We start from the raw sequence: 24,053 nt of genomic DNA, 5'->3' as shown, positions 1-24,053 counted from the left end.
CGAGTCCTGACCCGATCAGCTCTCGCCGCCGTCAGCGCTCTTCGTGCTGTTTCGGGCAACTGGCTGCCTTGGCCGGCGCACGGTAGGTCACTACGCGGTACAGGTACCAGGCGAGCATGGCGCCGAAGATGGCTTTCGATACCGGATCGACGTATTTCGACACTTCCGTGTATTTGTCCTCGAGCATGAAGCCGGCCGCCACCAGCAAGCCGGACCAGGCAAGCGAACCGATGCTGGAATACAGCAAAAACCGCCCCAGCGACATTTTCGCCAGGCCCGCCGGCACCGAGATCAGGGTGCGCACCGCGGGAATCAGGCGGCCGAACAGCACTGTCTTGCGCCCGTGGCGGCGAAACGCGTCGAGCGCCCCGTCAATATCGGTGGCGCTGATGGTCAGCCAGCGCGCGTGGCGTTCGGCCAGCCGCTTGAGCCGCTCGCAGCCATACACCTTCGCCGCGTAATACCACGGCAGGGCGCCCGCCACCGAGCCCGCCGTGCCGGCCAGCAGCACGCCGGCCAGGTTCAGGTCGCCTCTAGCGACGACGAAGCCGGCGAACGGCATGATCATCTCGGATGGAATGGGCGGGAAAATGTTTTCCAGGGCCATCAGCGCAAAGACGCCGAAGTAGCCGCTCTTTTCCAGGAACCCGGTAATCAACTCGAACATCGCGTCTCCAGGCAAGCACAGGTTTGGCGATGATATACCCGGCTGCCGGCTGTGGACGGTACGATGTATTCTGGAAAGATCTGTCGGGCTGCGCGAGCCGACGGGGTCAACAGGGGGGGACGGGAGGGCGGGAGCGACGTGGGATGCCAGCCCTGTGCATCAGAAGCGGTCCTGATCGGTGGTCCCCCCGACTGGAATCGAACCAGTATCCCACGCTTAGGAGGCATGTGCACTATCCATTGTGCTACGGGGAGGACGCATGTGACGCGCTTGAAGCGCCACGACAACGCAGGCCGGGCCTGCAGTTCGGCGAGCGGGCCCTGCATATGCAGATGATGCGGCAGGCCGGTATCGTGAACCGAGTGCAATTATAGCCGAGGAAAGCGCGTTAATTGGAAGTGTAAGCGCCGCAATCGGTACAATAGCCGCTTCTTTCACATCTCCGCTGCGCCGCCGGTCTTTTTTGGACATGCGCGCCCGGCTCGCTCACTAAGATTATGGCTGTCATTTCCCTCTCGTCCGCGCAACTCGCGTTCGGTCACGTCGCGCTGCTCGACCATGCCGACTTTTCCCTTGAAACCGGCGAGCGCGTCGGCCTGATCGGCCGCAACGGCACCGGCAAGTCCTCGCTGCTGAAAACCATTGCCGGGCGCTTCAAGCTCGACGACGGCCTGCTCGTCATGCAGCAGGGCATCAAGATTGCCTATGTAGAGCAGGAGCCGACTTTCGACCCCGAGTCGACCGTGTTCGACGCCGTCGCCGCCGGCATGGGCGAACTGCAGGGCATGCTGGCCGAATACGAGGCCCTGACCGGCCAGTTCGGCCAGGGCAACGACGACGCGCTGATGGAACGCATGCACGTCATCCAGGTCAAGCTCGACGCCACCGACGGCTGGAATCTCGGCAACAAGGTCGATACCACCCTCGACCGCCTCGGCCTGGCCGCCGAAGCACAAATGAAGACACTGTCCGGCGGCATGCAAAAGCGCGTGGCGCTGGCCGTGGCGCTGGTGTCGGCGCCGGACGTGCTGCTGCTCGACGAGCCGACCAACCACCTCGACTTCAAGTCGATCATGTGGCTGGAGGGACTGCTGCGCGACTTCCGCGGCTCGGTCCTGTTCATCACCCACGACCGCAGCTTCCTCGACAACGTCGCCACCCGCATCATCGAACTCGACCGCGGCAAGCTGTTGTCGTTCCCGGGCAATTTCACGACCTACCAGGAGCGCAAGCGCGAGCTGCTCGCCAACGAGGAAGTCGAGAACGCGAAATTCGACAAGTTCCTGGCCCAGGAAGAAGTCTGGATCCGCAAGGGCGTGCAGGCGCGCCGTACCCGTGACGAAGGCCGCGTGCGCCGCCTGGAAGCGCTGCGCCAGCAACGCGTTGCACGCCGCGACCAGCAGGGCCAGATCAAGCTCGACGTCGGCATGGGCGAGCGCTCCGGCAAGATCGTCGCCGAACTGGAAAACGTGTCCAAGTCGTATGGCGAGAAAGTCATCGTCAGCAACTTCACGGGCACCATCCTGCGTGGCGACAAGGTTGGCCTGATCGGCCCGAACGGCGCGGGCAAGACCACGCTGCTGAAGATCATCCTGGGCGAGGAAAAGGCCGACGACGGCACCACGCGCCTCGGCACCAAGCTGAACGTGGCCTACTTCGACCAGATGCGCACCCAGCTCAACGAGGAGGCCAGCCTGGCCGACACGATCGCGCCGGGCAGCGACTGGGTGGAAGTCAACGGCCAGCGCAAGCACGTGATGACTTACCTGAACGACTTCCTGTTCGCGCCGGAGCGCGCCCGTTCGCCCGTGAAATCGCTGTCCGGCGGCGAGCGCAACCGCCTGCTGCTGGCGCGCCTGTTCGCCAAGCCGGCCAACTGCCTGGTGCTTGACGAACCGACCAACGACCTCGACATCGACACCCTGGAGCTGCTGGAAGAGCTGCTCGAGGAATACACCGGTACCGTGTTCCTCGTCAGCCACGATCGCACCTTCCTCGACAACGTCGTGACCCAGGTCATCGTTGCCGAAGGGCAGGGCCTGTGGCGCGAATACGTGGGCGGCTACAGCGACTGGGAGCGCGTGCGTGCCACCGCGCCGCAGCCGGTTGCCGCGCCGAAGCCCGCGCCGGCAAAAGGAGCCGATGCTGCGCCAGCCGAGAGCGCTGCGAAAAAGGTGAAGCTGAGCTACAAGGAACAGCGCGAGCTGGACGAGCTGCCGAAGCAGATTGCCCTGCTCGAGGACGAGCAGTCGGCCATCACGGCGCAACTCAATTCGCCCGACTTCTACAAGACCAGCCCGGCGGACGCGCGCCGCATCAACGCGCGTTATGCCGAGATCGACGAACTGCTGCTCGACGCGCTCGACCGCTGGGAGCGGATCGAGGCCCGTTCGCGCGGCGAGGCATAAGGCTTAATGGCTGATAGAGCAAGCTTGATACTGTCAGCTTGCTGCAGTTAGCTTGATACAGCTGCGCCACGGCACCCTGTCCGTGGCGTTTTTTTTGCCCGTCCCCTTGCCCGCCCGAGCCGCCATTGTTAACGCCGCCCCATATCGGCGGCAATCACCCGCCTTCCAGATCGGTCGTGGGCACATCGCCAGATCACGGTAACACGCACTCCAACCTCCCACCCCCGTTTCGTCAACTGCGCTCACGGAACTCAGGCGTACATGTCGGGGTCTGATCGAGACCGCCTCCTGCCTGCCTGCCGGCTGCGATGCGCTTCCACTTGCCCAGCAGTGCCTTCGAAAGACAACGCCATGTCGAGAATCCGGTTGCATCCGCTCGCCGTCCTGGTCGCCGCGGCCGTGTCGCTGCCCGTGTCCGTACCCGCCCATGCGATCCCCGGCACCTCGTTCGACCTGTACGGCCGCATCGGCTGGGCGCGCGACGACAACCTGCTGCGCATTTCCGATGGCGCGCCAGCCTTTGACAACCAGCGCTCCGATTCCTGGACCACCCTCGAGGTCGGCGCGGTGGTCGACAAGTCCTACGGCCGCCAGCGCCTGTTCGGGGTGGCCAAGCTGTCGAAGGTGAACTTCGACCACTTCCGGCAACTCGATTACGAGGGCAAGGATTTCCAGGGGACCTGGTACTGGCAGCTCGGCAACCGGTTCTCCGGAGAACTCGGCGCCACCTACGAGCAAACGCTCGCCCCCTACACCGACTTCCGGAGCAACCAGCGCAACCTGCGCGAGCAGCGCCGCAGCTTTTTCAAAGGCGCGTGGAAGCTCCACCCGCGCTGGGAGGCGCGCACGGCGTTGTCGCACGAGCGTTTCGATTACGAGCTGGCCGTGCAGTCGTTCAACGACCGCACCGAAGATGTGCTTGAACTGGAAGGGCGTTACCTGGCCCCCAGCGGCAGCACCGTTGGCCTCGTCCTGCGGCGCATCGAAGGCGACTATCCGAACCGGCGTCCGTTCGCGCAGACCCTGCTGACCGACGATTTCACCCAGGACGAACTGAAGGCGCGGGTCGACTGGAAGGCAGGCGGCACCGTCACGGTCCAGGCGCTCGCGGGTTACGCGCGCCGCCGCCAGCCATCCTTCGGCAGCGGCCGCACGAGCGGCGCCAACGGCCGCATCACCGTGCTGTACGAACCGAACGGCAAACTGGTCTACCGCGCTTCGGTCTGGCGCGATTTCGCCCCGATCGAAAGTACATTAGTCAGCTACACGCTCAACAAAGGCGTCAGCGTCGGTGCAACCTGGAACGTGAGCGCCAAGGTCAAAGTCGATGCCGACGCCATTCATGAGGAGCGCAACTACAATCCGCGCAGCAGCCTGGCCGTCCCCGCCGACCTGGACGACAGGCTGCGCTCGGCGACCGTGAAGGCAAGTTGGGCCGTCAGGCGCAAGATCACGCTGTCGGCCGCGTTCATCCACCAGGCCCGCAGCGGCTCGCCCATCCTCGGGATCGGCGACTTCAAGGCCAACACATTCGCCATTAACGCCAGCGCACAGTTCTGACCCATCCGATGACGGTCAATGACATCCCGATCATCTCGTTCTTCCAGCGCGTGCTTGATCCCTTGATCATCATGGGGGCACTGTACGTGTCCTCGATTGCCTTCGAGGAGCCGTTTTCCGGTTATTCGCTGGTCCTCATGATCCTCGCCTTCTTCATTTCGTCGGCGGTCTATCAGCACATCGATCCCTACCGGACCTGGCGCAGCGGGCGCATGCTGGCCTACACGCGCGACATCGTGTTCGGCTGGTGCGTGACCATCGGCGTGCTGTATTTCCTCGGCTCGGCGAGCGGCCTCAAATACTATTACGACGAGCGCGTCCTGCTGGCCTGGGTGATCGCCACGCCGGCGGCCTTGCTGGCCAGTCATATTGTCGTGCGGCGCGCCGCCGGAGGGCCCGACCGCAGCCGCGAAGTGCGCTCGGTCGTGGTGGTCGGCGCCAACGAGGTCGGCGTGAAATTCGCCGGCATCTGCGACCGCCACCCGAACCTGTTCATGCAGATGCACGGGTTTTTCGACGACCGCGCGGGAGCGCGCCATGCGCCTGGCCTGCACCATCCGCTGCTGGGCAAGATGTCGGAACTGAGCCAGTACGTGCGCATCCATAACATCAAGCTGATCTTCGTCAGCCAGCCGATCTCCGCCCAGCCGCGCATCCGGCACCTGATCGACGAGTTGCAGGACACCACGGCCTCGGTGTATTTCCTGCCGGACGTGTATGTCTTCGACCTGATGCAGGCGCGCTTCGACACCGTCGGCGGCATGCCCGTCATCGCCATCTGCGAAACGCCATTCATGGGCTTGAACAGCATGATCAAGCGCGCCAGCGACATCGTGCTCGGCAGCCTGATCCTGATTGCGCTGGCGCCCCTGATGCTGGCCGTCGCCGTGGCCGTGAAATCCACCTCCCCGGGCCCCGTCATCTTTCGCCAGCGCCGCTACGGCTTGTATGGGGAGGAAATTCTGGTCTACAAGTTCCGCTCGATGCGGGTGCTCGACGACGGCGGCAAGATCGTGCAGGCAAGCAGGGACGATCCACGGGTGACGCCGGTCGGGCGCTTCCTGCGCCGCACTTCGCTGGACGAATTGCCGCAGTTCGTCAACGTATTACAGGGCAGCATGAGCATCGTCGGGCCGCGGCCGCACGCCGTTGCCCATAACGAGCAATACCGGAAACTGATCAAAGGCTACATGCTGCGCCACAAGGTCAAGCCGGGCATTACGGGCTGGGCCCAGGTCAACGGGCTGCGTGGCGAAACCACAACCCTCGACAAAATGGAAGCGCGCATCCAGTTCGACCTGGACTACTTGCGCAACTGGTCCGTGTGGCTGGACCTATGGATCATTTTAAAGACAATTCGCGTCATTTTGACGCGGGAGAACGCGTTTTGAAACGAACCGCTTAAGACCCGCTTAAATCAGCCTGCCGCAATGCGTTCGCGCACCCTGCCGGGGCAGGGCGCTCGCCCGGCATTGTCCCGGCCCGGCCTTTTTAGTTCCCCGAAATCCCTCGACGCCAGTCAAGCGGGAGCCAGCACACGACAGGTACGCTGGCAGCGGCGTTGTTGATGCTGGCTTAGCGGATTTTGCTAACGCTGCAGTCCGTCCAGCCGCGCCACGACGAGTCGCACCTGGCACGGTGTCGGCACCGCATTCGATGGGAGCGAAGCCTTGAATAATCCAGACCCCCGCATTTATGTCGCCGGCCATCGCGGCCTCGTCGGTTCGGCCATCGTGCGCGCCTTGCGCGCCCGTGGCTACACGAACATCGTGACCCGCACCCACGACGAGCTCGAACTCACCGACCAGGACGCGGTACGTGCTTTCTTCCGGGCCGAACGCATCGACCATGTCTATCTGGCGGCCGCCCGGGTGGGGGGTATCCATGCCAACAACAGCTACCCGGCCGAATTTATCTACGATAACTTGATGGTGCAGGCCAATGTCGTGCACGAGGCCTGGCGCGCCGGGGTAGGGCGTCTCCTGTTCCTCGGCTCTTCCTGCATCTACCCGCGCCTGGCACAGCAGCCGATCCGCGAGGAATACCTGATGGACGGCGCGCTCGAGCCGACCAACGAACCCTATGCGGTGGCAAAGATCGCCGGGATCAAGCTGTGCGAGAGCTACAACCGGCAGTACGGTACCGATTTTCGCAGCGTCATGCCGACCAACCTGTATGGGCCGGGCGACAACTACCACCCCCAGAACAGCCATGTGATCCCCGCACTCGTGCGGCGCTTTCACGAAGCAAAGGCCGAGGGCGCGCGCGAAGTCGTGATCTGGGGCAGCGGCAAACCCATGCGCGAATTCCTCTACGTCGACGACATGGCCGCAGCCAGCGTCCACGTGATGAGTCTTCCGCTGGAAAGCTACGCCGCCGTCACCGATCCGATGCATTCGCACATCAACGTGGGCAGCGGCAACGAGGTCAGCATCCACGAACTCGCGCACCTGGTGGGCGAAGTGGTCGGTTTCGAGGGCCGGATCGTGTTCGATGCCACCAAGCCGGACGGTACGCCGCGCAAGCTGCTCGACGTCTCGAAACTGCGCTCCCTCGGCTGGAGCGCCAACACGCCGCTGCGCGAGGGCCTGCACCGCGCGTATGCGGCATTTCTTGCCGTGCAGCTTGCAGACGCCACGGCATGAGTACGCGCCCGAGGCGTGGACCATCGATGGAGCAGGGCAGGACGTTTATATATTCATGATCGGAGACGTATGTTGAACACGGTTCGAAAATCGCTCCCGGAAGCCGGGCACGCGCTGGCAACGCGCGGTGCCGCCGCGAGGGGACTGGCCTTGCTGGCTTTGCCGGCCTTGCTGGCGGCAGGGATGCTGGCCGGCTGCGGCGAAAAAGCCGAGCCTGCCAAGCCCGGGCAGGCGCTGGTGAACGTCAATGGCGAAGAAATCACGGTCCTCCAGCTGAACGAGGAAATGCAGCGCGCGGGTGTGCCCGCAGCCCGGCAGGAGCAGGCGAGCAAGCAGTTGCTGCAGGCACTGATCGACCGCGAACTGCTCGAGCATGCCGCCATCCAGGAAAGGCTCGACCGCGACCCGAAAGTGATCGGGGCGATCGAGCGCGCGCGCTCGCTCATCGTGGCCCAGGTCTACATGCAAAAGCGGCTGGCCAACGTGGCCCGGCCGACGCCGGCCGAGGTCGAAGCCTATTACAAGGCCCATCCGGAGTTTTTCGACAAGCGCAAGCAGTTCACCCTCGACCAGCTCGTCATGGCGGCAAGCGACCTGACACCCGAAGTGCGCGCCGCGGCCGACGGCGCGCGCTCGCTGGAGGAAGTCGCCGTCTGGCTCGATGCGCACGGCATCAAGTTCGGGCGCGCCCAGGTCACGCGCAGTACTGCCGACCTCAATCCGGAGCTGTCGAAGAAGCTGCTGGCCATGTCGAAGGGCCAGCTGTTCAGCGTCAGGGAAGGCGAGCGCGCGATGCTGCTGTCGGTCGCCGCGGTGCGCGAGGCGCCGGTGCCCTTGACCATTGCGACGCCCCAGATCACGCAGTACCTGGCGACCAGGAAGCACAAGGAGCTCGCGGCGGCCGAGCTCGACCGGCTGCGCAAGACGGCGAAGATCGAATACCTGAACCAGGATCTGGCCCAGGGCGCCAGGGCAGCGCCGGCCAGCATGACGACGCCACGCGCCGCCGCGCCGGGCGCGGCGGCCCCGGCCGGCGGCACGCCGCCTGCTGCGGCCAGCGCCAACGGGGACGAGGGAGCGCGGTCGGCGGGGCCCGACAACGCGGCGCTCGAGCGCGGCGTCTCGGGCCTGAAGTAAGCGCAAGGGAGCAGGCAACAGCAAGCGAAAAAGCGAAAGCAGCCACCAGGCGAAAGCAAGCATCAAGGCGACTCATCAACAGGAGCGATCATGAAACCATTTGGACACTGGATTGCCGCGGCCGTGCTGGCCCTGGGCACGGGCATTGCCTGCGCCGCCGAAGTGCTGCTCGGACCGGGCGATGTAGTGCGGGTGTCGGTGTACGGCAGCCCCGACCTGTCGGTCGAGACCCGCGTGAGCGAAAGCGGGACGATTACCTTCCCGCTGCTGGGCCAGGTCGGCGTCGGCGGGATGTCGGTCGCGGCGGCGGAAAAGAAAATCGGCAGCCTGCTCGAAAAGGGCTCCTACCTCAAGAAGGCCGAGGTCAACATGCTCGTCACGACCCTGGCGAGCCAGCAGGTGTCGGTGCTGGGCCAGGTGAACCGGCCCGGCCGTTATCCGGTCGAAGGGCGGCGCAAGGTACTCGACCTGCTGGCGATGGCCGGCGGGGTCGGCCCCGAGGGAAGCGACCTCATTACGCTGGTGCGCACCCGGGACGGCAAGACCGTGCGCGAAACGATCGATGTGGTCGACATGGTGCGCAAGGGCGAGCTGGACAAGGACGTCGAGGTAGCCGGCGGCGACATCATCTACGTGGAACGTGCGCCGCGCGCCTATGTCACCGGCGAGGTACAGCGGCCGGGGGCCTTCCGCATCGAGCGCGGCATGACGGTCCAGCAGGCCATCTCGGCCGGCGGCGGCCTGACCCCGCGCGGCAGCGACAACGGCATGCGCATCACCCGCCGCGATGCAAGCGGACGCGCGTTCACGCTCGAGGCCAGGGCGACCGACCCGGTGCTGGTCGACGACGTCATCACCGTGCGCGAAAGCTGGTTCTGACCTGTCGCCTGGAGCCGCCATGAACCTTCGCCAATTCCTGACGCTGCTGCGTGCCCGCGGGCGGCTGATCCTGGCCACCCTGTTCGCCACCGTGCTGCTCGCCCTCGGCTGGAGCTTGGTGCAGGGCAAGTCTTATACGGCGACCGCCTCGGTGCTGCTGAACTACAAGGGTGTCGACCCCCTCACGGGGCTGACCATGCCGGGCCAGTTGCTGCCGGGCTACATGGCAACCCAGATCGACATCATCACCAGCAAGAACGTGGCGCTGCGCGTGATCGACCGCCTGCGCCTGGCCACCAATCCCGTCGTGATCGAACAGTTCCATGAAGCGACCGACGGCAAGGGAACGGTGCGTGACTGGCTGGCGGACCTGCTGCTGCGCAAACTCGACATCAAGCCGGCGCGCGAGTCGAGCGTCGTCGAAGTCAGCTTCGAGGGCGCCGACCCGGCGTTCGCGGCTGCCGTCGCGAACGCCTTTGCCGAGGAATACCAGAACGCCAGCGTGCAGCTCAAGACCGAGCCGATGAAAAAGGCGGCCTCCTACTTCAACGAACAGACCAAGCAATTGCGCGACAACCTGGAAACGGCGCAGGCGCGCCTGTCGAAATACCAGCAGGAAAAAGGAATCGTCAGCCTCGACAACAACCGCGTCGACGTTGAGCTGGCGCGCCTGAACGACCTGTCGACCCAGCTCGTGGCGGCGCAGGCCGCGGCGCTGGAGGCGACCTCGCGCGAGCGCATGGCCGGCGGCGCGGCCGTCCATTCGCCCGACGTGGCGGACAATCCCCTGATCCAGAACCTGCGCGTGGCGCTGGCGGCGGGCGAGGCCAAGATGGCGGAGGGCGCGGCCAGGTACGGCCGCAACCACCCGCAGTACCAGGCGGCCCTGGCCGAGGTCAACCGGATGCGTGCCGACCTCAACGCCGCCCTCGGCACGGTGTCGAAGAGTGTTGGCGGCAACGCCCAGGTGCTGCGCCAGCGCGAGAACGAGCTGCGCGCGGCGCTGGCTGCGCAAAAGACCCGCATCCTCGAGCTGAATCGTTCGCGCGACGAACTCGGCGTGCTGCTGAAGGACCTCGACAGCGCGCAGCGCGCGTTCGACGCCGCCAGCGGGCGCTTCTCCCAGACCCGGATCGAGGCGCAGGCCGAACAGTCCGACATCGCCGTGCTCAACCCTGCTGTCGCGCCAAGCGAGCCGTCCGGGCCGCGCGTCCTGCTCAATACGCTCGTGGCCATCCTGCTCGGCACTGTGCTCGGACTCGGACTGGCCCTGCTGCTCGAGTTGCTGCACCGCCCGGTGCGCTCGGGCAGCGACCTGCAGGAGCTGGTCGGCATCCCGGTGCTCGGCACCATCCAATGGGCGACGCCGCAGCCGCGCAGCGGCCTGCGCGCATTGATCGGGCCGCGACGCCCGCTACGCCTGAACTAGAGGGAGCTGGCAATGAATTCACCGATCCTGTCACCGCTGCCTGCCGACGTGGCTGCCGACGTTATCGATACGCGCATGGGCACGCTCCTGGTCGAGTCCGGCAAACTCACCGCCGAGAATGCTGAACGCGTGCTGCGCATGCACCGGGAGCTCGGCATTCGCTACGGCGAGGCAGCCATGCGCCTGGGGCTGGTGAGCGAGGACGACATCCGGCAGATGCTGGCGCGCCAGTTCGGCTATCCCTACGTGCAGCCGGGGGAGGCCGGTCTCTCGCCGCGCCTGGTGGCCGCGTACGCACCGTTTTCGCCGCAGGTCGAGGCATTGCGCGCGATCCGCAGCCAGTTGCTGCTGCGCTGGTTCGCCCGTGGGCGGCGCACGCTCGCCATTGCCGGGGCCGATCCCGACGACGGCGCGGCGCTGTTCGCGGCCAACCTCGCGGTGGTGTTCTCCCAGCTCGGCGAGCAGACACTGCTGGTGGACGCCAACCTGCGCGGCGGGCGCCAGCAGGACTTGTTCGGCCTCAAGCCAGGGCCGGGCTTGTCGGACCTGCTCGCCGGCCGCGCCGACCTTGACGTCATCGCGCGCGTCCCCGGCTTTGGCGACCTGTCGGTGCTTCCGGCAGGAACCGTGCCGCCGAATCCCCAGGAGTTGCTCAGCCGCGAGGCCTTGCGCAGCCTGCACACGCTGCTGGAGGGCCGTTTCGATGTCGTCCTCTACGACCTGGCGCCCTTCGGTGCCGGCGCCGATGCGCTGGCGGCGGCCGGCCGGGCGGGCGGCGTACTGCTCGTGGCGCGCAAGGACCATACCCGCGTGCCCGACGCCGCGCGGATGGCCGAACAGCTTGTCGAGGCCGGCGCCGAGGTTGTCGGCGCGGTCGTCATGGAGTTTTGAATGACGAGCGAGGCCCGCTCCCGCCAGCATGCACGGGGCGTTCCCGGTGGCGCTGGCCGGACGACGCCAGGCATTGCCGGCGACGCAGCGACCGACCGCACGGCCGCCCACTCCGCAGTCCGCTCCGCTGGCGCGGTGCTCGACCGGATGCGCCGCTCAATGCAGGCAGGCTGGCCCGAGTGGTGGCCGGTCTGGCTCGGACTGGCGGCGTTGTTCCTGCCCACCTTCGCCGACCTGTTCACCGGCGCCTGGATCGGCGAGGAGCAGGGGCACGGGCCGATGATCTTCGCGCTCGCCCTGTGGCTCATCTACCGCAAATGGCCGGAAGTCGCGCTGCTGCCGCCAGGCTCGTCCGCAGCCGGCTGGCCGGTGCTGGCGTTCGGCCTCGCGCTGCACCTGCTCGGGCGTTCGCAACACGTCCTGATGTTCGAGGTCGGCGCCATCCTGGTGGTGCTGGCCGCGGTCGTGCTGGTCAAGCACGGCGCCCGGGCCCTGCGTGTCCTGTGGTTTCCGTTCTTCTTCATGCTGTTCATGGTCCCGCTGCCGAGCGAACTCGTGGCCGCCGTGACCATGCCCATGAAAATGGCGGTGTCCTGGGCCACCGAGCAATTGCTATTCGCGGCCGGGTATCCGATCGGGCGCTCGGGCGTGGTCCTGCAGATCGGCCAATACCAGCTGCTCGTGGCCGACGCCTGTGCCGGCCTGCAGACCCTGCTCACCCTCGAGGCGCTGGGCCTGTTTTACCTGAACCTGATGCGCCATCCGTCGGCGTTTCGCAACGTCGGGCTGGCCCTCCTGATCATTCCGATCTCGTTTTGCGCCAACGTCATCCGCGTCATCGTCTTGACGCTGGTGACCTATTACTTCGGTGACGCCGCAGGCCAGGGTTTTCTCCACGGCTTTGCCGGGATGGTGTTATTCCTGACGGCGCTCGCCCTGATCCTGGCGGTCGACTCAAGCCTGCAGTGGGCGGCACGCCGCCGCGCGGCGCGGCGTGTGGCGGCGCCCGACGCGCCCGGGCGCAAGGAGGCTGGGCGCAAGGAGGCTGGGCAGAAGCAGGGCCAGGCGAAGGGGGAGGGCGCATGAACCGCCGTCTCGGCGCCAGCCTGGTCCTCGGCGTTGCCATGGCCGCCACCTCGGCCCTCACCGTGGCCCTGACGCCCTCACCCAAGGTCATGGCGGCGCAGGCCGCATTCAGCCTGGAGTCCATGATTCCGGCGCGCTTCGGCTCCTGGCAGATCGATCCGACGATCGTGCCGCTGACGCCGAGTCCCGAGCAGCAGGGCGCGCTGGAGCGGATCTACGACCAGACGCTGTCGCGCACCTATGTCGACCCTGCCGGCCGCCGCGTCATGCTGTCGATCGCGTATGGCGGCGACCAGAGCCGCGCCCTGCAGTTGCACCTGCCCGAGGTCTGCTACGTGGCGCAGGGCTTCCAGGTAGCGGGCGAGGGGAGCGGCCAGCTCGTCACGCGCTTCGGCGCGCTGCCGGTGCAGCGCCTCGTGGCCAGCCAGGGCGACCGCAACGAGCCGATCACCTACTGGATCACGATTGGCGACCGCGCCACCCGCTCCGGCATCGAGCAAAAGCTTCGGCGGCTCGCGCATGGATTGTCGGGCCAGATCCCGGACGGGATGCTGGTGCGCATTTCAAACATTACGCGCGATGCGCCCGGCGCCTGGCGCCTGCACGACCGCTTCGCCGCCGAGCTGCTCGATGCGATCGGCGCCCCTGAGCGCAAGCGCCTCATCGGTACCGGAGCCGCCGCCCCGGCCCCGCCCGCCGGGCCAGCGGGCCGGGCCGGGCCCGCCGACGCGGCCGCCCTCGGCGCACAGCCATGACCGACACCCTGCTCGGCTATTTCTTTACCACGCTGCCCTTCCTGGCGGCCGTGCTGCTGGCGCTCGTTGCCGTGCTCGGCGTCGGCCTCGGGCTGGTATGGCCGCGCCTGCTCGTCTATCCCTACCTGTGCGTCTTTTTCTGGATGAATTCGACGAGCTACGGCAGCCTCTCCGTGTTCGCCACGCCCGGGGTGTACAGCCGCGGCTCCGGACTGCTGTTCTTTCCGCTGGTGCTCTGGTATGTGCTGGGCGCCTGGTGCTGCGCGCGCGTGGCGGCCGGTTTCCGGCGCAACAGCCTTCCGGAGTGCAACCTCTACCCCTGGTTCGCGGGCTGGGCCGTGCTGCTGGCCGCCCACGCCGGCGCCGCCGTGGTGGCCGGCGTGCCCCTCAAAGAGGCGCTCGCCCCGTCCGGTTTCTCGAACATCGTCTGGATGGCGCCGCTCGTTTCCCTGATGCTCCTGTGCTTCCGCACCCACATGGAGGCCGTCGAGCTGGCGCGCTTCATCATGCTCGCCGGCCTGGCCCGCGCGGTATTCGGCCTGGGCCGCTGGGCGGCCTTCGGGGGCGACCCTAACAATGTGTACGCGAACATGAACGCGATCGGCATCCGCCTCACCTTTTTCGACATCAACGACAGCCTGCTGTGCATGATGGCTGCCGCCATCGCTGCCGTGGCCCTGTTCGGCGAGCGCCAGGCGGGCGGACGCGGCTGGCGCATCCTGGCCTGGCTGGCGCTGCTGGCGACCACGGCCTGCATTGTGCTGTCTTACCGGCGCAGTGCCTGGATCGGCTTCGTGTTTGGCTGCGCCGTCGTGCTGTGGCGCTTCCCGCTGCGCCGGCGCCTGCAATTGACGCTGGCGGCGCTGCCGCTGGCCGGCGCCGCGCTCGGCTACGCGGCCCTGCGCCGGCTGGGACAGGACCGCGGTGGCCTCGGGGGGCTGTTGTACGACATGCAGTCGCGCCGCTTCGGTCCCGAAAGCGAGCGTGTGCTCGAACTGAAGCTGGCGCTGGCCGATATCCTGGCGCGGCCGTTCACCGGCATTGGCGCATGGGGCCGCTACACGGGCTACCAGCACATCTCGTGGCAGGCCAATCCGGACGGCGGGCTGTTCCTGCACAGCGGCGTGCTGCACGTGGTGCTCAAGAGCGGACTTCCGGGCCTGGTCCTGTTCACGGGAACGATCTGCGCCTTCGTGCTGGTCGCGCGCCGTGCGCTGCGCAGCCTGCCGCCGGGTCTGCCACCTGATCTGCTGGGATTGGGTACGGCCGGGGTCGCGGCGCTGGCCTTCATGGTGCCCGACGTGCTGATCGGCACGCCATTCCCGCAAGTGCGCACGACGCAGATGCTGGCCGTTGCGCTGGCCCTGCCGTATGTGGCGCTGGCGGCAAGCGGCGTGCCGGCCGTGCGCCGGGGTGCCGTCCGGCTGCGGCTGCGCCCGGATGTGGCGCCGGCATGACCGGGCAAGGCCGGCGCTTTCCCGCTCGCACGCTTACCGGGCGCACCGAACCTGTCGACGCAATCTGCCAGCGAACCTGCCGACGAACCTGCCGACGAACCTGCCAACAACCATGCCAATGAACCTGCGCCTGTTCCATAACGCCTGGTCGAACCTGCTCGGCGCGGCGATGCCGGCATTGGTGGCACTGGCCACGGTGCCGCTGGTCGTGGCAAGCCTGGGCGAGGCCGGTTATGGCGTGTATGCGCTGGTCACGGCAATCGTCGGCTACTTCGCCGTAATCGACATCAACGTCACCGCCGGGTCGGTCAAATTCATCTCCGCCCAGCATGCGCGTGGCGAGCACGACCGGGTGGCAGAGACCCTGTGCTTCGGCCTCGCAGTCTATGCGGTGATCGGCACGCTTGGCGCGCTCGGCCTGGTCGCCTGCGCCGAGCTGCTTGTTACCCGCGTGTTCTCGGTGCCGGCCGGGTTGACGGCCGAGGCAATCGCCTGCCTGCGCCTGGCCGCACTCGGCTTCTTGCTGGGCCAGCTGCAAAGCTACCTGCACAGCGTGCCGCAGGCGCTGATGCGCTTCGACGTATCGGGCCGCCTCGAAATGGTGTTCGGCACCCTGGTGCCGCTGCTGACGGTGGCGGTGCTGCTGCTGGGAGGCGGCCTGTTCGAGGTGATCCTGCTGCGGGTACTGGCCAGCGCCGTCCATTGTCTGGTGCTGTGGCGCGGGGTAGGGCGGCTGCTCCCCGGCCTGCGCTGGCGCTGGCCCGGCCGCGGTTTGCGCGGCGGCATCCTCGGTTTTTCGGCCTGGTCCTTCCTGTCGCGCTTTGCGACGCTGTCGTATGCGCACGGCGACAAGCTGATCATCGGGTCGCTGGTCGGCGTGACCGGCCTGGCCTATTTTTCCGTGGCGGCGACGCTGGCCAACCGGGTGCTGGGCCTGACCTTCCGCCTATCAAGCGTGTTTTTCCCGGCGGCGAGCGCGCTGGCCGCCGGCGGCGAACTGGCACGCCTGGACCGCGCCTACCTGAAGGCGACCCGCTACGTGGTCTACCTGAACGCGGCGATGCTGGTGCTGCTGGCCGTGTTCGCCCATTCGCTGCTGGCCTGGTGGATGGGCGCCGCCTTTGCGCGCGGCGGCGCTACCGTGCTGGCGGTGATGGCGCTGTCCCAGTTCGTCGATTCGCTCACCAGCCTGCCGTCGCTGGTCAATGACGGCATGGGGCACCCGCGCGTGTCCGGGCTGTTCGCGGTGGGGCGCGCCCTGGCGGGATTGGCCCTCGTCTATGCCGGCGTCGCGCGTTGGGGCATCGATGGCGCCGCCTGGGGGCACCTGGCCGCCTCGATCGTCTTCACATCGGCGTTTCTCATCGTCGTGCACGGACGCACGGTACCCACGCGGCTGGCCCGGCTGTGCGTGCACGGCTACCTGCCCGGCTTCGGCGCTGCCGCCGGCGCTGCCCTGGTGGCCGGCCGGCTCGATGCCTGTTGCGGCGGCAACACCCTCGGCTTCTTTTCCAGCCTCGCCGCGACCGCGGGCCTGCTCGCCGTGCTGGGCATGCTGTTCGTGGTCGAGCGCGACGACCGCCACTGGGCCTGGGCGCAGTTCAAGGCCCTGGGGGGATGAGATGCGCGTCTTGCTCGTATCGGAAGACTTGCCGGGCGAACAGCTTGGCGGCCTCGGCAAGCATGTCGTCACGCTCGGCAATGCCCTGCTGGCCTGGGGCCACGAGGTAAGCATCCTCGGGCGAAGCGACCGCGGCGCCGCTGGGGCCGCTGAACAGATCGGCTTCAGGGGCAGCTTCGTGCCCGGCTTCGACTACGCCCACCCGGGCTGGAAAGAGCGGCAGCTGGGCATATTCAATCCGCTCAAGCGCCCTTACTTTGCGCGCAAGATCGCGCGCGCCATCCGCCGCCACGCGGGCAACGCCGACGTCGTCCATTATCACGGCCACCTCCCGATGCTTGGCCTGTACCTCGAGCCAGGGATGAATTTCGTTCAGACCCGCCATGACCAGGGCAGCGAGTGCGTGATCCACCTGCGCTTCAGGGACGGGGCCGTCTGCGACCAGGTCGCGGCGCGCGCCTGCGCCGGCTGCGCCCATCCGCAGCCGGGGCCGGTCCGCACGCTGTTGTCGGGGCATGCGGTGTCGCGCTACCGCAGCGCTACCGCGCGTGCCTTTGCCCGCCACAAGACGATTTTCGTATCCGACTTCCTGCGCCGCCAGTTCCTGCGCACGCTGCCCGGCGCGGACCTGGCGCGCGCGTGTGTGATCCACAATTTCATCGACTACGGCAAGCTCGTGGCCCAGGCGGCGGGCGTGGGACCGCCGTGTCCGGGGCAGGTGCTCGTCGCCGGCCGGATCGACACGGGCAAGGGCTTCGGTGAATTCCTGGCCGCGGCCCACAAGCGCCTGCCGCTTGAAGCGCGGGTGCTGGTGGTCGGCGACGGCCCCGGCCGGACTGCGCTCGAAGCCCGGTTTGCCGGCGAACAGGTGCAGTTCCTCGGCTGGCGGGCGAACCCCGAGGTCGCCGCGCTGACCGCCGGCAGCCATGCCTGCGTCGTGCCTTCAGTGTGGGAAGAACCCTGCGGCACCACCATCCTCGAGGCGCTGGCCCTGGGCCGGCCCTGCCTCGCGCTGGCGCGCGGCGGCAACCCGGAACTTGCCGCCTACGGGGCCTGGCCCGGACAGTTGGCGCTGGCCCCGACCATGGACAGCCTGGTCGACAAGCTGCTCGCGGAACTGGCGCGGCCACCAGGCGCAGCGCCGCTCCCGCGACAGGCGCCGATGGACGTTTTCCAGGCATTGCCCCGGATACTGGACTGCTATGCATCCCACACCTGAGTTTTCGATCGTCACCTGCACCTGGAACAGCGCCGCGACCCTGGGCGACACCCTCGACTCGCTGCGCCGTCAAACCTGCCAGGACTTCGAGCATATTTTTGTCGATGGCGGCTCGCAGGACGCCACGCTCGCCATGATCGACGCCTGTCCCGGCGACAAGCGCGTGCTGCACGGGGTCGGGGGCGGCATCAGCCGCGCCATGAACGCCGGCATCGAGGCCGCGCGCGGCGCCATCGTCGCCCACCTGCATGCGGACGATTACTACGCCGCCCCGGACGTGCTGGCGCAGGTGGCGCGCCGCTTCGACGAGAGCGGCGCGGCCTGGGTGGTCGGCAACATCCAGGTACTGCGCGACGGGCAGCTGGCGCCGCCGCATGCGATGCGCCCGTTCAGCTACCGCGCCTACGCCGCCGGCCACGCGACCATTCCCCATCCGGCCGTCTTCGTGCGCCGCGAACTGTTCGCGCGTGTCGGCACTTTCGACACCTCGCTGCGCTACGCGATGGACATCGATCTCTGGCTGCGCCTGGCAGCCGTGGCGCCGCCGGCCATGCTCGACCGTACGCTGACGGTGTTTCGCGAGCATCCCGGCAGCGTGTCCTCGGCCAATAAAGTGGAGGCACGCCAGGAAGAGTTCGCCGTGCGGCGGCGTCATGCGCGTCGTGCACCGCTGGCCTTTGCAGTGTATTGCCTGCGTTACCTCAAGCACATGCGGGCACTACGTGCCGCTCGCCCCGCGTAAATACCCAGCGCCGGGTTATGTCGTGCCCTGACGACACGAAGTTTGCGAACAAAACACGGCTGTTAAAAGAGTGAAAATGCTGCTTCAACAAGCTTGTTGCTTTGGGCGTTGGATTTCTGCGAAGCAATTAAAAAAATGATGGATGACGAGAAAAAGTTGCCGTTGTTCAATTTCTTATTGCGGTAACATCATTTCGTTCAAGCGGCGTCAGCAGTAAATACGCGTCGCTTCAGGCAACACCGCAGGCCATCTTGCTAAGCCGGCCTGCCCGGAAAGTCATCCATCGTTCGGAGCCTCATTCATGAAATTCAACCGACAGGGCCTGCTGCAGGCCCTCGCCCTGGCATCGCTATGCGCATGGTCGCTGAACGCGCATGCGGACTGGGCGCACGCAACCGACCCGCTGATCGTCCAGCCGGGTCCGGCAGGCGGCGCCATCCAAGCCCAGAATCCGCCCGGCTTTACCTGGGCTCGCCACCCGACGGGCCCGGCCAGCTACGACATCGAAATCACCCCCAGCGGCGGTGCGCCGACGCTCGCTGTGGTGGACCGCAACTGGTACCTGCCGACCAGGGCCCTCCCGCTGGGCAATTACAGCTGGCGCGTGCGCCCGAGCGGCATCAGCGACTGGTCGACCCCACGCACCTTCTCCCTGACGTCCCGCTCGAACGTGTTCGAAGTGCCCGACAACGCCACGCTGCGCGCGCGCATCAGCGCCAATCCACGCCCGCGCGCGCTGCCGCCGTCGTTCACGCCCTACGCGAACTGGAGCGCCGCGAAAAAGACCGATCTCGGTCCCTACGTCAGCCGCATGACCAACGAAATCAAGCTGCAGATCACTGCGCTGCCGGCCCTCTCCGACAGCCGCTGGCCGATCGTGATCTCCACCCCGCTGACGGCGGCGATGGCGGCGCAGCAGACCGACATCCGCCAACGCATCAACGAAGCGAGCCGCCAGCTGGAAGCGGCAACCGTCATGTGGCGCATGAAGCGCGATCCCATGTTCCTGACCGAAGCGCTGCGCAGGGGTGACCAGCTCGCCGCCCTCGATACGAAGGGTCCGACCAGCTACACCAACCAGGACCAGGCCACGCGCCAGATCTCGGTGTCGCTGATCAAGGCGGTCGACATTCTGGCCGGTGACCTCGACAGCGCGCGCAAGGCCGAGTGGCTCGAGACCGTGCGCGTGCGCACCGAAGAGATCTACCGCAACCTGGCCGGCGACAATGGCCGCCTCGACCAGTACCCGTTCGATTCGCACGGCAACACCAGCCTCGTGTTCCTGGTGCTGATTTCCTCGCTGTCGCTGGGCGACATCCCGGAAGCGCAGAAGTGGTTCGATTTCTCGTTCCGGGCGTATGCCAACGCGCCGTCGCCATGGGCCGGCCCGGAAGGCGGCTTTGCCAACGGCACCGCCTACGCCGAGTACGCGGCCGGCTACCTGGTGGCGTTGTGGGACCCGCTGACCCAGGCCACCGGCGTGAATTTCTACGCCAAGCCATGGGCGCTCGGCTTCCTCGACTTCGCGATCCAGTTCACGCCGCCGGGCTCGAAGGTCCACGCCTTCGGCGACGGTTCCGAGACCAGGCCCGACACCCGCGTCTTCCATGCCTTCGGTTCGCGCATGGTCTCCCCGCGCGCGGCCTGGTACGTGTCCAAGCTGGGCGGCGCCGAAGACACGCTGTCGCTGCTGCAGGCGCCGTACCCGATGCCGGTGGCCGACACCCAGGTCGTGTCGCCGCCATCGAACACCGCCTACTACCCGAGCATCGGCTGGGTCTCGATGCACAGCGATATCGCGTTGACCTCGCGCAGCTCGCTGTACTTCAAGTCCAGCCCCTACGGCTCGTTCAGCCACAGCCATGGCGACCAGAACGGCCTGCTGCTGTCGGTGGCCGGCCAGCCGCTGCTGGTCAAGGCCGGCTGGTACGACTGGTACGGCTCGCCTTACTGGACCGACTGGTACCACCAGACCCGCTCGCAGAATGCGATCACCTTCGACGGCGGCAAGGGCCAGCTGGTGACCGGCTACCGCGAGCAGCTGCAGCGCAACGGCAAGATCATCGGCTACGCCGCCCAGCCGAGCTATGACTTTGCCGAGGGCGATGCCACCGCCGCCTATGGCGGGCAATTGACGATGGCGCGGCGCCAGGTCTGGCACCTGCGCGACGCCGGCAATGCGATCCTGGTGCGCGACCGCCTGTCGGCCACCGTGCCGCACACCTACGAGTTCAACCTGCACGCCCCGGTGCTCATGACGGTGGAAAGCCCGAGCGCGGTGAAAATCGCGATCAACGGCCAGTCGGTCTGCGTGCGTTCGCTGAACCCCGACGCCAAGTTTTCCAAGTGGATCGGCCCGGGGGCGAAGCTCAACGTGGTCGAGGACCACGGCGCCTTCTACCTGCCGAACGACGGCAAGTCGACCGCCGAGTTCCTGGTCCTGCTCGACGTCGGCTGCAAGCGGCCGGCGGTGCAGGTCTCGGCCACCGCCACGGGGCGCACTGTTACCGTTGCCGGACAAAGCGTCACGCTGGAGGGCAGCACGCTGGCGCTCACGCAGCCGGCCTTGCAGCTGGCCCCGCAGTCGGCGCCGCAGCTGGCCTCGCAGGTGGCCTTGCAGCCGGCCCTGCAGCTCTCGACCACAGGTACGGTGAATATCGCCGCGCCCCCGAAGTAATGCGTCACGCCGGGCAAGGACGGGAGCGTTCCGTCCATGGCCGGTGCGGCTGTGCTGCAAAGTAAAACGTTCCCGTGGACCCGTGTCGCGGGGACGTTTTTTTCATGCGCTCCCGCCAGCGCGAGGGCAGCTGGCACCGTGCCCTTGATCGCCCTCAAACGGGCGAGCCGCGCCGTTGCACTCCACCGGGTTTGTTATGGAACGCGTGCGCTAGTATGACGGCGACATCTCGACAGGGCTCCCATGGTTACCCGTCCGCATTCCATTGCCTTCATCGTCCGCGATCCGCTGCCCCCGCTGCGTGCCGACCTGCTGACCCTGTTCGGCATCGAAATGCCGCGCCATGGCATCCATACCGAGCTCGTGGGGCAGGGCGGCGCCGCCCAGGGTGCGCCGTGGGGCGCGGGCGGCATGCACGTGGTCGGCAGCCTGGGCAGCCGTTTCGCCAGCGTGCTCGCGCCGCTGTGGGATGCGTTCGGCCTGCTGCGCGCGGTGCGCCGGGTGCGCCCCGACTGCATCCAGGTGCGCGACAAGATCGCCAGCGCGCTGCTGGCCTGGCTGGCCGCGCGCATGCTGCGCGTGCCGTTTGTCTACTGGATGTCGTTTCCGATTGTCGAGGGCTACGAGGCACGGCGCGATGCGCTCGCCAGGCGCGGGGGAACCCGTGGGCTTGTGCTCTGGCTCGCGCATGCGCTGCGCGCACGGGCCGCGCGCCTGGTGGCCTACCGGCTGGTGCTTCCGACCGCCGACCACGTCTTCGTGCAGAGCGCGGCCATGTGCGACTGGCTGGCAGGGCAGGGCCTGGCGCGCACACGCATGACCGCCGTGCCGATGGGCGTCGACGCCACGCTCCTGCAACGCAGCGCGATCGTCCCCAGCACCGACCCGCGCCTCGACGGCCGCCGCGTCGTGCTCTACCTCGGGCGCGTGGCCCAGTCGCGCCGCTCGGACTTCTTGCTCGACGTCGCCGAGCGCCTGCGCGCGCAACTGCCCGAGAGCCTGCTCGTGATCGTGGGCGACGCGCCTTCGCCCGACGAAATGGCGTGGATGCGCGGCGCCATCGCGGAGCGCGCCCTGGGCGGCCACGTCCTGTTGACGGGCTGGCTGCCGCAGCACCTGGCGCTCGGCTATGCGGTGCGTGCCGAGGTCGGCCTGTCGCCGATCCCGCGCGGCGCGCTGTTCGACGTGTCGTCGCCAACCAAGCTGGTCGAATACCTGGCGCTCGGCATCCCGGGCGTGGCCAACGACATCCCGGACCAGGCGCTCGTCATCGAAGCGAGCGGGGCCGGGCTGTGCGTGCCGATGCAGGCCGACGCCTTTGCCGACGCCACCCTGCGCCTGCTGGGCGACCCGGTCCTGGCCGCCGCCTGCGCCGAGAGGGGACCGCCCTGGGTGCGCGCGCACCGCACCTACGACATCCTGGCGCGCGATGTCGCGCTTGCCTACAGCCGTATCCTGCCGGCGCTGCCCTCGGTGCCTCCCCCTTTGCCTCCGCCTGTGCCATCCGCGCCGCCATGTGGACCTGGAGCCTGAAATTCACGCTGCGCTCGATCGCGCGCACCGCATTGCGCGGCCTGCCGGCGCGCCTGCTGGTCACCCCGCGCCTGCTGGCGGTGGAGCGCTCGCCGCAGCTGCTCGCCGAATCCATCGGGCGGCGCGCACGCCGCATGAAGGTCGCGGTCGATCCCGACGGCACGCGCCTGCGCCGGGTCGACCCTGCGGCCGATCCGTCCGCCAGGCTGCTCACGAAAAGCGAGTTGCGCGACAATCCCGGGCGCTTCGTGCGGCCGCGCGCGCTGGGCACGCCCGGTACGCTGCTGCGCAACACGATCCGCACCAGCGGCACCTCGGGCAGCCCCTTGACCCTCGTGCAAAGCCTGGGCGCCGTGATCCGCGAGGAAGCCTTCCTGCAGCGCCAGCTGCGCTGGACCGGCTGGCGCCCCGGGCAAAAACGCGCCTGGATCCGCGGCGACATCGTCTGCGCCGCCGACCCGCCCGACGGGTACTACTGGTGCCACGACTGGTTCGGCAAGGTGCTCATGATGTCGTCCTACCATTTATCCAACACGCGGATCGGGGCCTACATCGACGCGCTCGAGCGCCACGATCCGGTCGTGATCCACGCCTATCCGTCCTCGATCGCGCTGCTCGCCGCCTGGCTCGAGAGGAGCGGGCGGCGCTATGGCGCGCCATCCCTGCAGGGCGTCCTCACATCCTCGGAAACGCTCGAGCCCCATGTGCGCGCCGCGGTCGAGCGCAGTTTCGGGGTGCGCGTCTTCGACTGGTACGGCCAGGCCGAACGGGTCACGGCGATCGGCACCTGCGAGCGCGGCAACTACCATGTGCTGACCGACTATGGCGGCGTCGAGCTGCTGGAGGGCGAGGGTGACTTGTGCGAGCTGGTCGGCACGACGCTGAACAACCCGGCCATGCCCTTGCTGCGCTACCGCACCGGCGACCACGTGCTGCCCGGCAGCAGCGCTCCCTGCGCCTGCGGACGCGTGTTTCCAACGGTGGCGGCCGTCATCGGGCGCCGCGAGCGCAGCGTCACCTTGCCCGACGGGCGCATCGTCACGCGCCTCGACCGAGTGTTCCAGGGGTTCGACGCGCACCTGCTCGAGGGCCAGGTGTTGTATCGCAGCGACGGCAGTTTCAGTTTGCGGATCGTCACCATGCCGGGGTTTGGCGCGGCCGATGAAGCGGCCCTGCTCGCTGCGTTCCGGCTACGCGTGCCGAATGTCGCGGTGCGGGTCGAGCAGGTCGCGGCGATCCCCCGCGGGCCGAACGGCAAATTCGAATTCATTGCCGTCGACGGCTGAACCGTGCGCGGATTGGGTAACACTTGATGTATGATCGAAATATTGTGCCTTTACCAAGAAT

General features: G+C 67.4%; 17 protein-coding genes, 1 tRNA gene and 1 pseudogene. 17 read left to right on the top strand and 2 right to left on the bottom strand.

Annotated features, from left to right (window positions below):
* Nucleotides 1-31 precede the first annotated feature (31 nt).
* Together ACFPN5_RS21605 and ACFPN5_RS21600 are read right to left on the bottom strand one after the other, a co-directional pair.
* Nucleotides 32-667: a DedA family protein gene (locus tag ACFPN5_RS21605; protein ID WP_379785896.1), complete on the bottom strand. Its 636-nt coding sequence runs from the start codon at nt 665-667 to the stop codon at nt 32-34.
* Between the two features lie 179 nt (nt 668-846).
* Nucleotides 847-921, bottom strand: a tRNA-Arg gene (locus ACFPN5_RS21600).
* A 243-nt stretch (nt 922-1,164) separates the two neighbouring features.
* On the opposite strand from ACFPN5_RS21600, the gene ACFPN5_RS21595 reads away from it, so the two are divergent.
* The 17 genes and pseudogenes from ACFPN5_RS21595 to ACFPN5_RS21515 all read left to right on the top strand — a co-directional run bounded on the left by ACFPN5_RS21595 (nt 1,165) and on the right by ACFPN5_RS21515 (nt 23,992).
* Nucleotides 1,165-3,075, top strand: a complete 1,911-nt coding sequence (locus ACFPN5_RS21595) for an ATP-binding cassette domain-containing protein (RefSeq protein WP_379785895.1) — start codon at nt 1,165-1,167, stop codon at nt 3,073-3,075.
* A 351-nt stretch (nt 3,076-3,426) separates the two neighbouring features.
* On the top strand, nt 3,427-4,635 hold the full coding sequence (gene epsL / locus ACFPN5_RS21590) for an XrtB/PEP-CTERM-associated polysaccharide biosynthesis outer membrane protein EpsL (protein WP_379785894.1): 1,209 nt from the start codon (nt 3,427-3,429) through the stop codon (nt 4,633-4,635).
* Between the two features lie 8 nt (nt 4,636-4,643).
* A complete protein-coding gene (locus tag ACFPN5_RS21585; protein WP_379785893.1) occupies nt 4,644-6,026 on the top strand; it encodes an undecaprenyl-phosphate glucose phosphotransferase in 1,383 nt (460 codons plus the stop codon).
* A gap of 279 nt (nt 6,027-6,305) precedes the next feature.
* The gene (gene fcl / locus ACFPN5_RS21580) at nt 6,306-7,280 is read left to right on the top strand and encodes a GDP-L-fucose synthase (protein WP_379785892.1); all 975 of its coding nucleotides are present in this window, start codon (nt 6,306-6,308) and stop codon (nt 7,278-7,280) included.
* A 69-nt stretch (nt 7,281-7,349) separates the two neighbouring features.
* Nucleotides 7,350-8,417, top strand: a complete 1,068-nt coding sequence (locus tag ACFPN5_RS21575; RefSeq protein ID WP_379785891.1) for an EpsD family peptidyl-prolyl cis-trans isomerase — start codon at nt 7,350-7,352, stop codon at nt 8,415-8,417.
* A gap of 90 nt (nt 8,418-8,507) precedes the next feature.
* Nucleotides 8,508-9,296: a polysaccharide export protein EpsE gene (epsE, locus tag ACFPN5_RS21570; RefSeq protein WP_379785890.1), complete on the top strand. Its 789-nt coding sequence runs from the start codon at nt 8,508-8,510 to the stop codon at nt 9,294-9,296.
* A gap of 19 nt (nt 9,297-9,315) precedes the next feature.
* A complete protein-coding gene (gene epsF, locus ACFPN5_RS21565; protein ID WP_379785889.1) occupies nt 9,316-10,725 on the top strand; it encodes a chain length determinant protein EpsF in 1,410 nt (469 codons plus the stop codon).
* Nucleotides 10,726-10,737: 12 nt separating this feature from the next.
* Nucleotides 10,738-11,616, top strand: a complete 879-nt coding sequence (gene epsG / locus ACFPN5_RS21560) for a chain length determinant protein tyrosine kinase EpsG (RefSeq protein WP_379785888.1) — start codon at nt 10,738-10,740, stop codon at nt 11,614-11,616.
* Entirely contained in the window at nt 11,617-12,702 is a 1,086-nt protein-coding gene (gene xrtB / locus ACFPN5_RS21555) for an exosortase B (RefSeq protein ID WP_379785887.1), read from the top strand. It abuts the gene before it with no gap.
* A complete protein-coding gene (epsI, locus tag ACFPN5_RS21550) occupies nt 12,699-13,457 on the top strand; it encodes an exosortase-associated protein EpsI, B-type (RefSeq protein ID WP_379785886.1) in 759 nt (252 codons plus the stop codon). Before xrtB ends, epsI begins: the two co-directional genes overlap by 4 nt.
* Nucleotides 13,454-14,914 (top strand): O-antigen ligase family protein, encoded by a 1,461-nt coding sequence (locus tag ACFPN5_RS21545; protein WP_379785885.1) that lies wholly within the window; start codon nt 13,454-13,456, stop codon nt 14,912-14,914. Before epsI ends, ACFPN5_RS21545 begins: the two co-directional genes overlap by 4 nt.
* A pseudogene (locus tag ACFPN5_RS21540) lies at nt 14,829-15,974 on the top strand (lipopolysaccharide biosynthesis protein); the annotation flags it as partial. The gene ACFPN5_RS21545 and the pseudogene ACFPN5_RS21540, both read left to right, overlap by 86 nt.
* 562 nt (nt 15,975-16,536) lie before the next feature.
* Entirely contained in the window at nt 16,537-17,754 is a 1,218-nt protein-coding gene (locus tag ACFPN5_RS21535) for a glycosyltransferase family 4 protein (protein WP_379786098.1), read from the top strand.
* Nucleotides 17,738-18,496 (top strand): glycosyltransferase family 2 protein, encoded by a 759-nt coding sequence (locus ACFPN5_RS21530; protein ID WP_379785884.1) that lies wholly within the window; start codon nt 17,738-17,740, stop codon nt 18,494-18,496. The genes ACFPN5_RS21535 and ACFPN5_RS21530 overlap by 17 nt, the downstream gene beginning before the upstream one ends.
* A 301-nt stretch (nt 18,497-18,797) precedes the next feature.
* Nucleotides 18,798-21,173, top strand: a complete 2,376-nt coding sequence (locus ACFPN5_RS21525) for a heparinase II/III domain-containing protein (RefSeq protein ID WP_379785883.1) — start codon at nt 18,798-18,800, stop codon at nt 21,171-21,173.
* A gap of 243 nt (nt 21,174-21,416) precedes the next feature.
* Nucleotides 21,417-22,706 (top strand): glycosyltransferase, encoded by a 1,290-nt coding sequence (locus tag ACFPN5_RS21520; RefSeq protein ID WP_379785882.1) that lies wholly within the window; start codon nt 21,417-21,419, stop codon nt 22,704-22,706.
* A complete protein-coding gene (locus ACFPN5_RS21515; RefSeq protein ID WP_379785881.1) occupies nt 22,688-23,992 on the top strand; it encodes a phenylacetate--CoA ligase family protein in 1,305 nt (434 codons plus the stop codon). Before ACFPN5_RS21520 ends, ACFPN5_RS21515 begins: the two co-directional genes overlap by 19 nt.
* Nucleotides 23,993-24,053 lie beyond the last annotated feature (61 nt).

The organism is Massilia niabensis (genome assembly GCF_042655085.1).
GTDB lineage: Bacteria > Pseudomonadota > Gammaproteobacteria > Burkholderiales > Burkholderiaceae_D > Telluria > Telluria niabensis.
The sequence above is the reverse complement of the archived record's forward strand: the minus strand, read 5'-3'. Positions and strand labels throughout refer to the sequence as shown.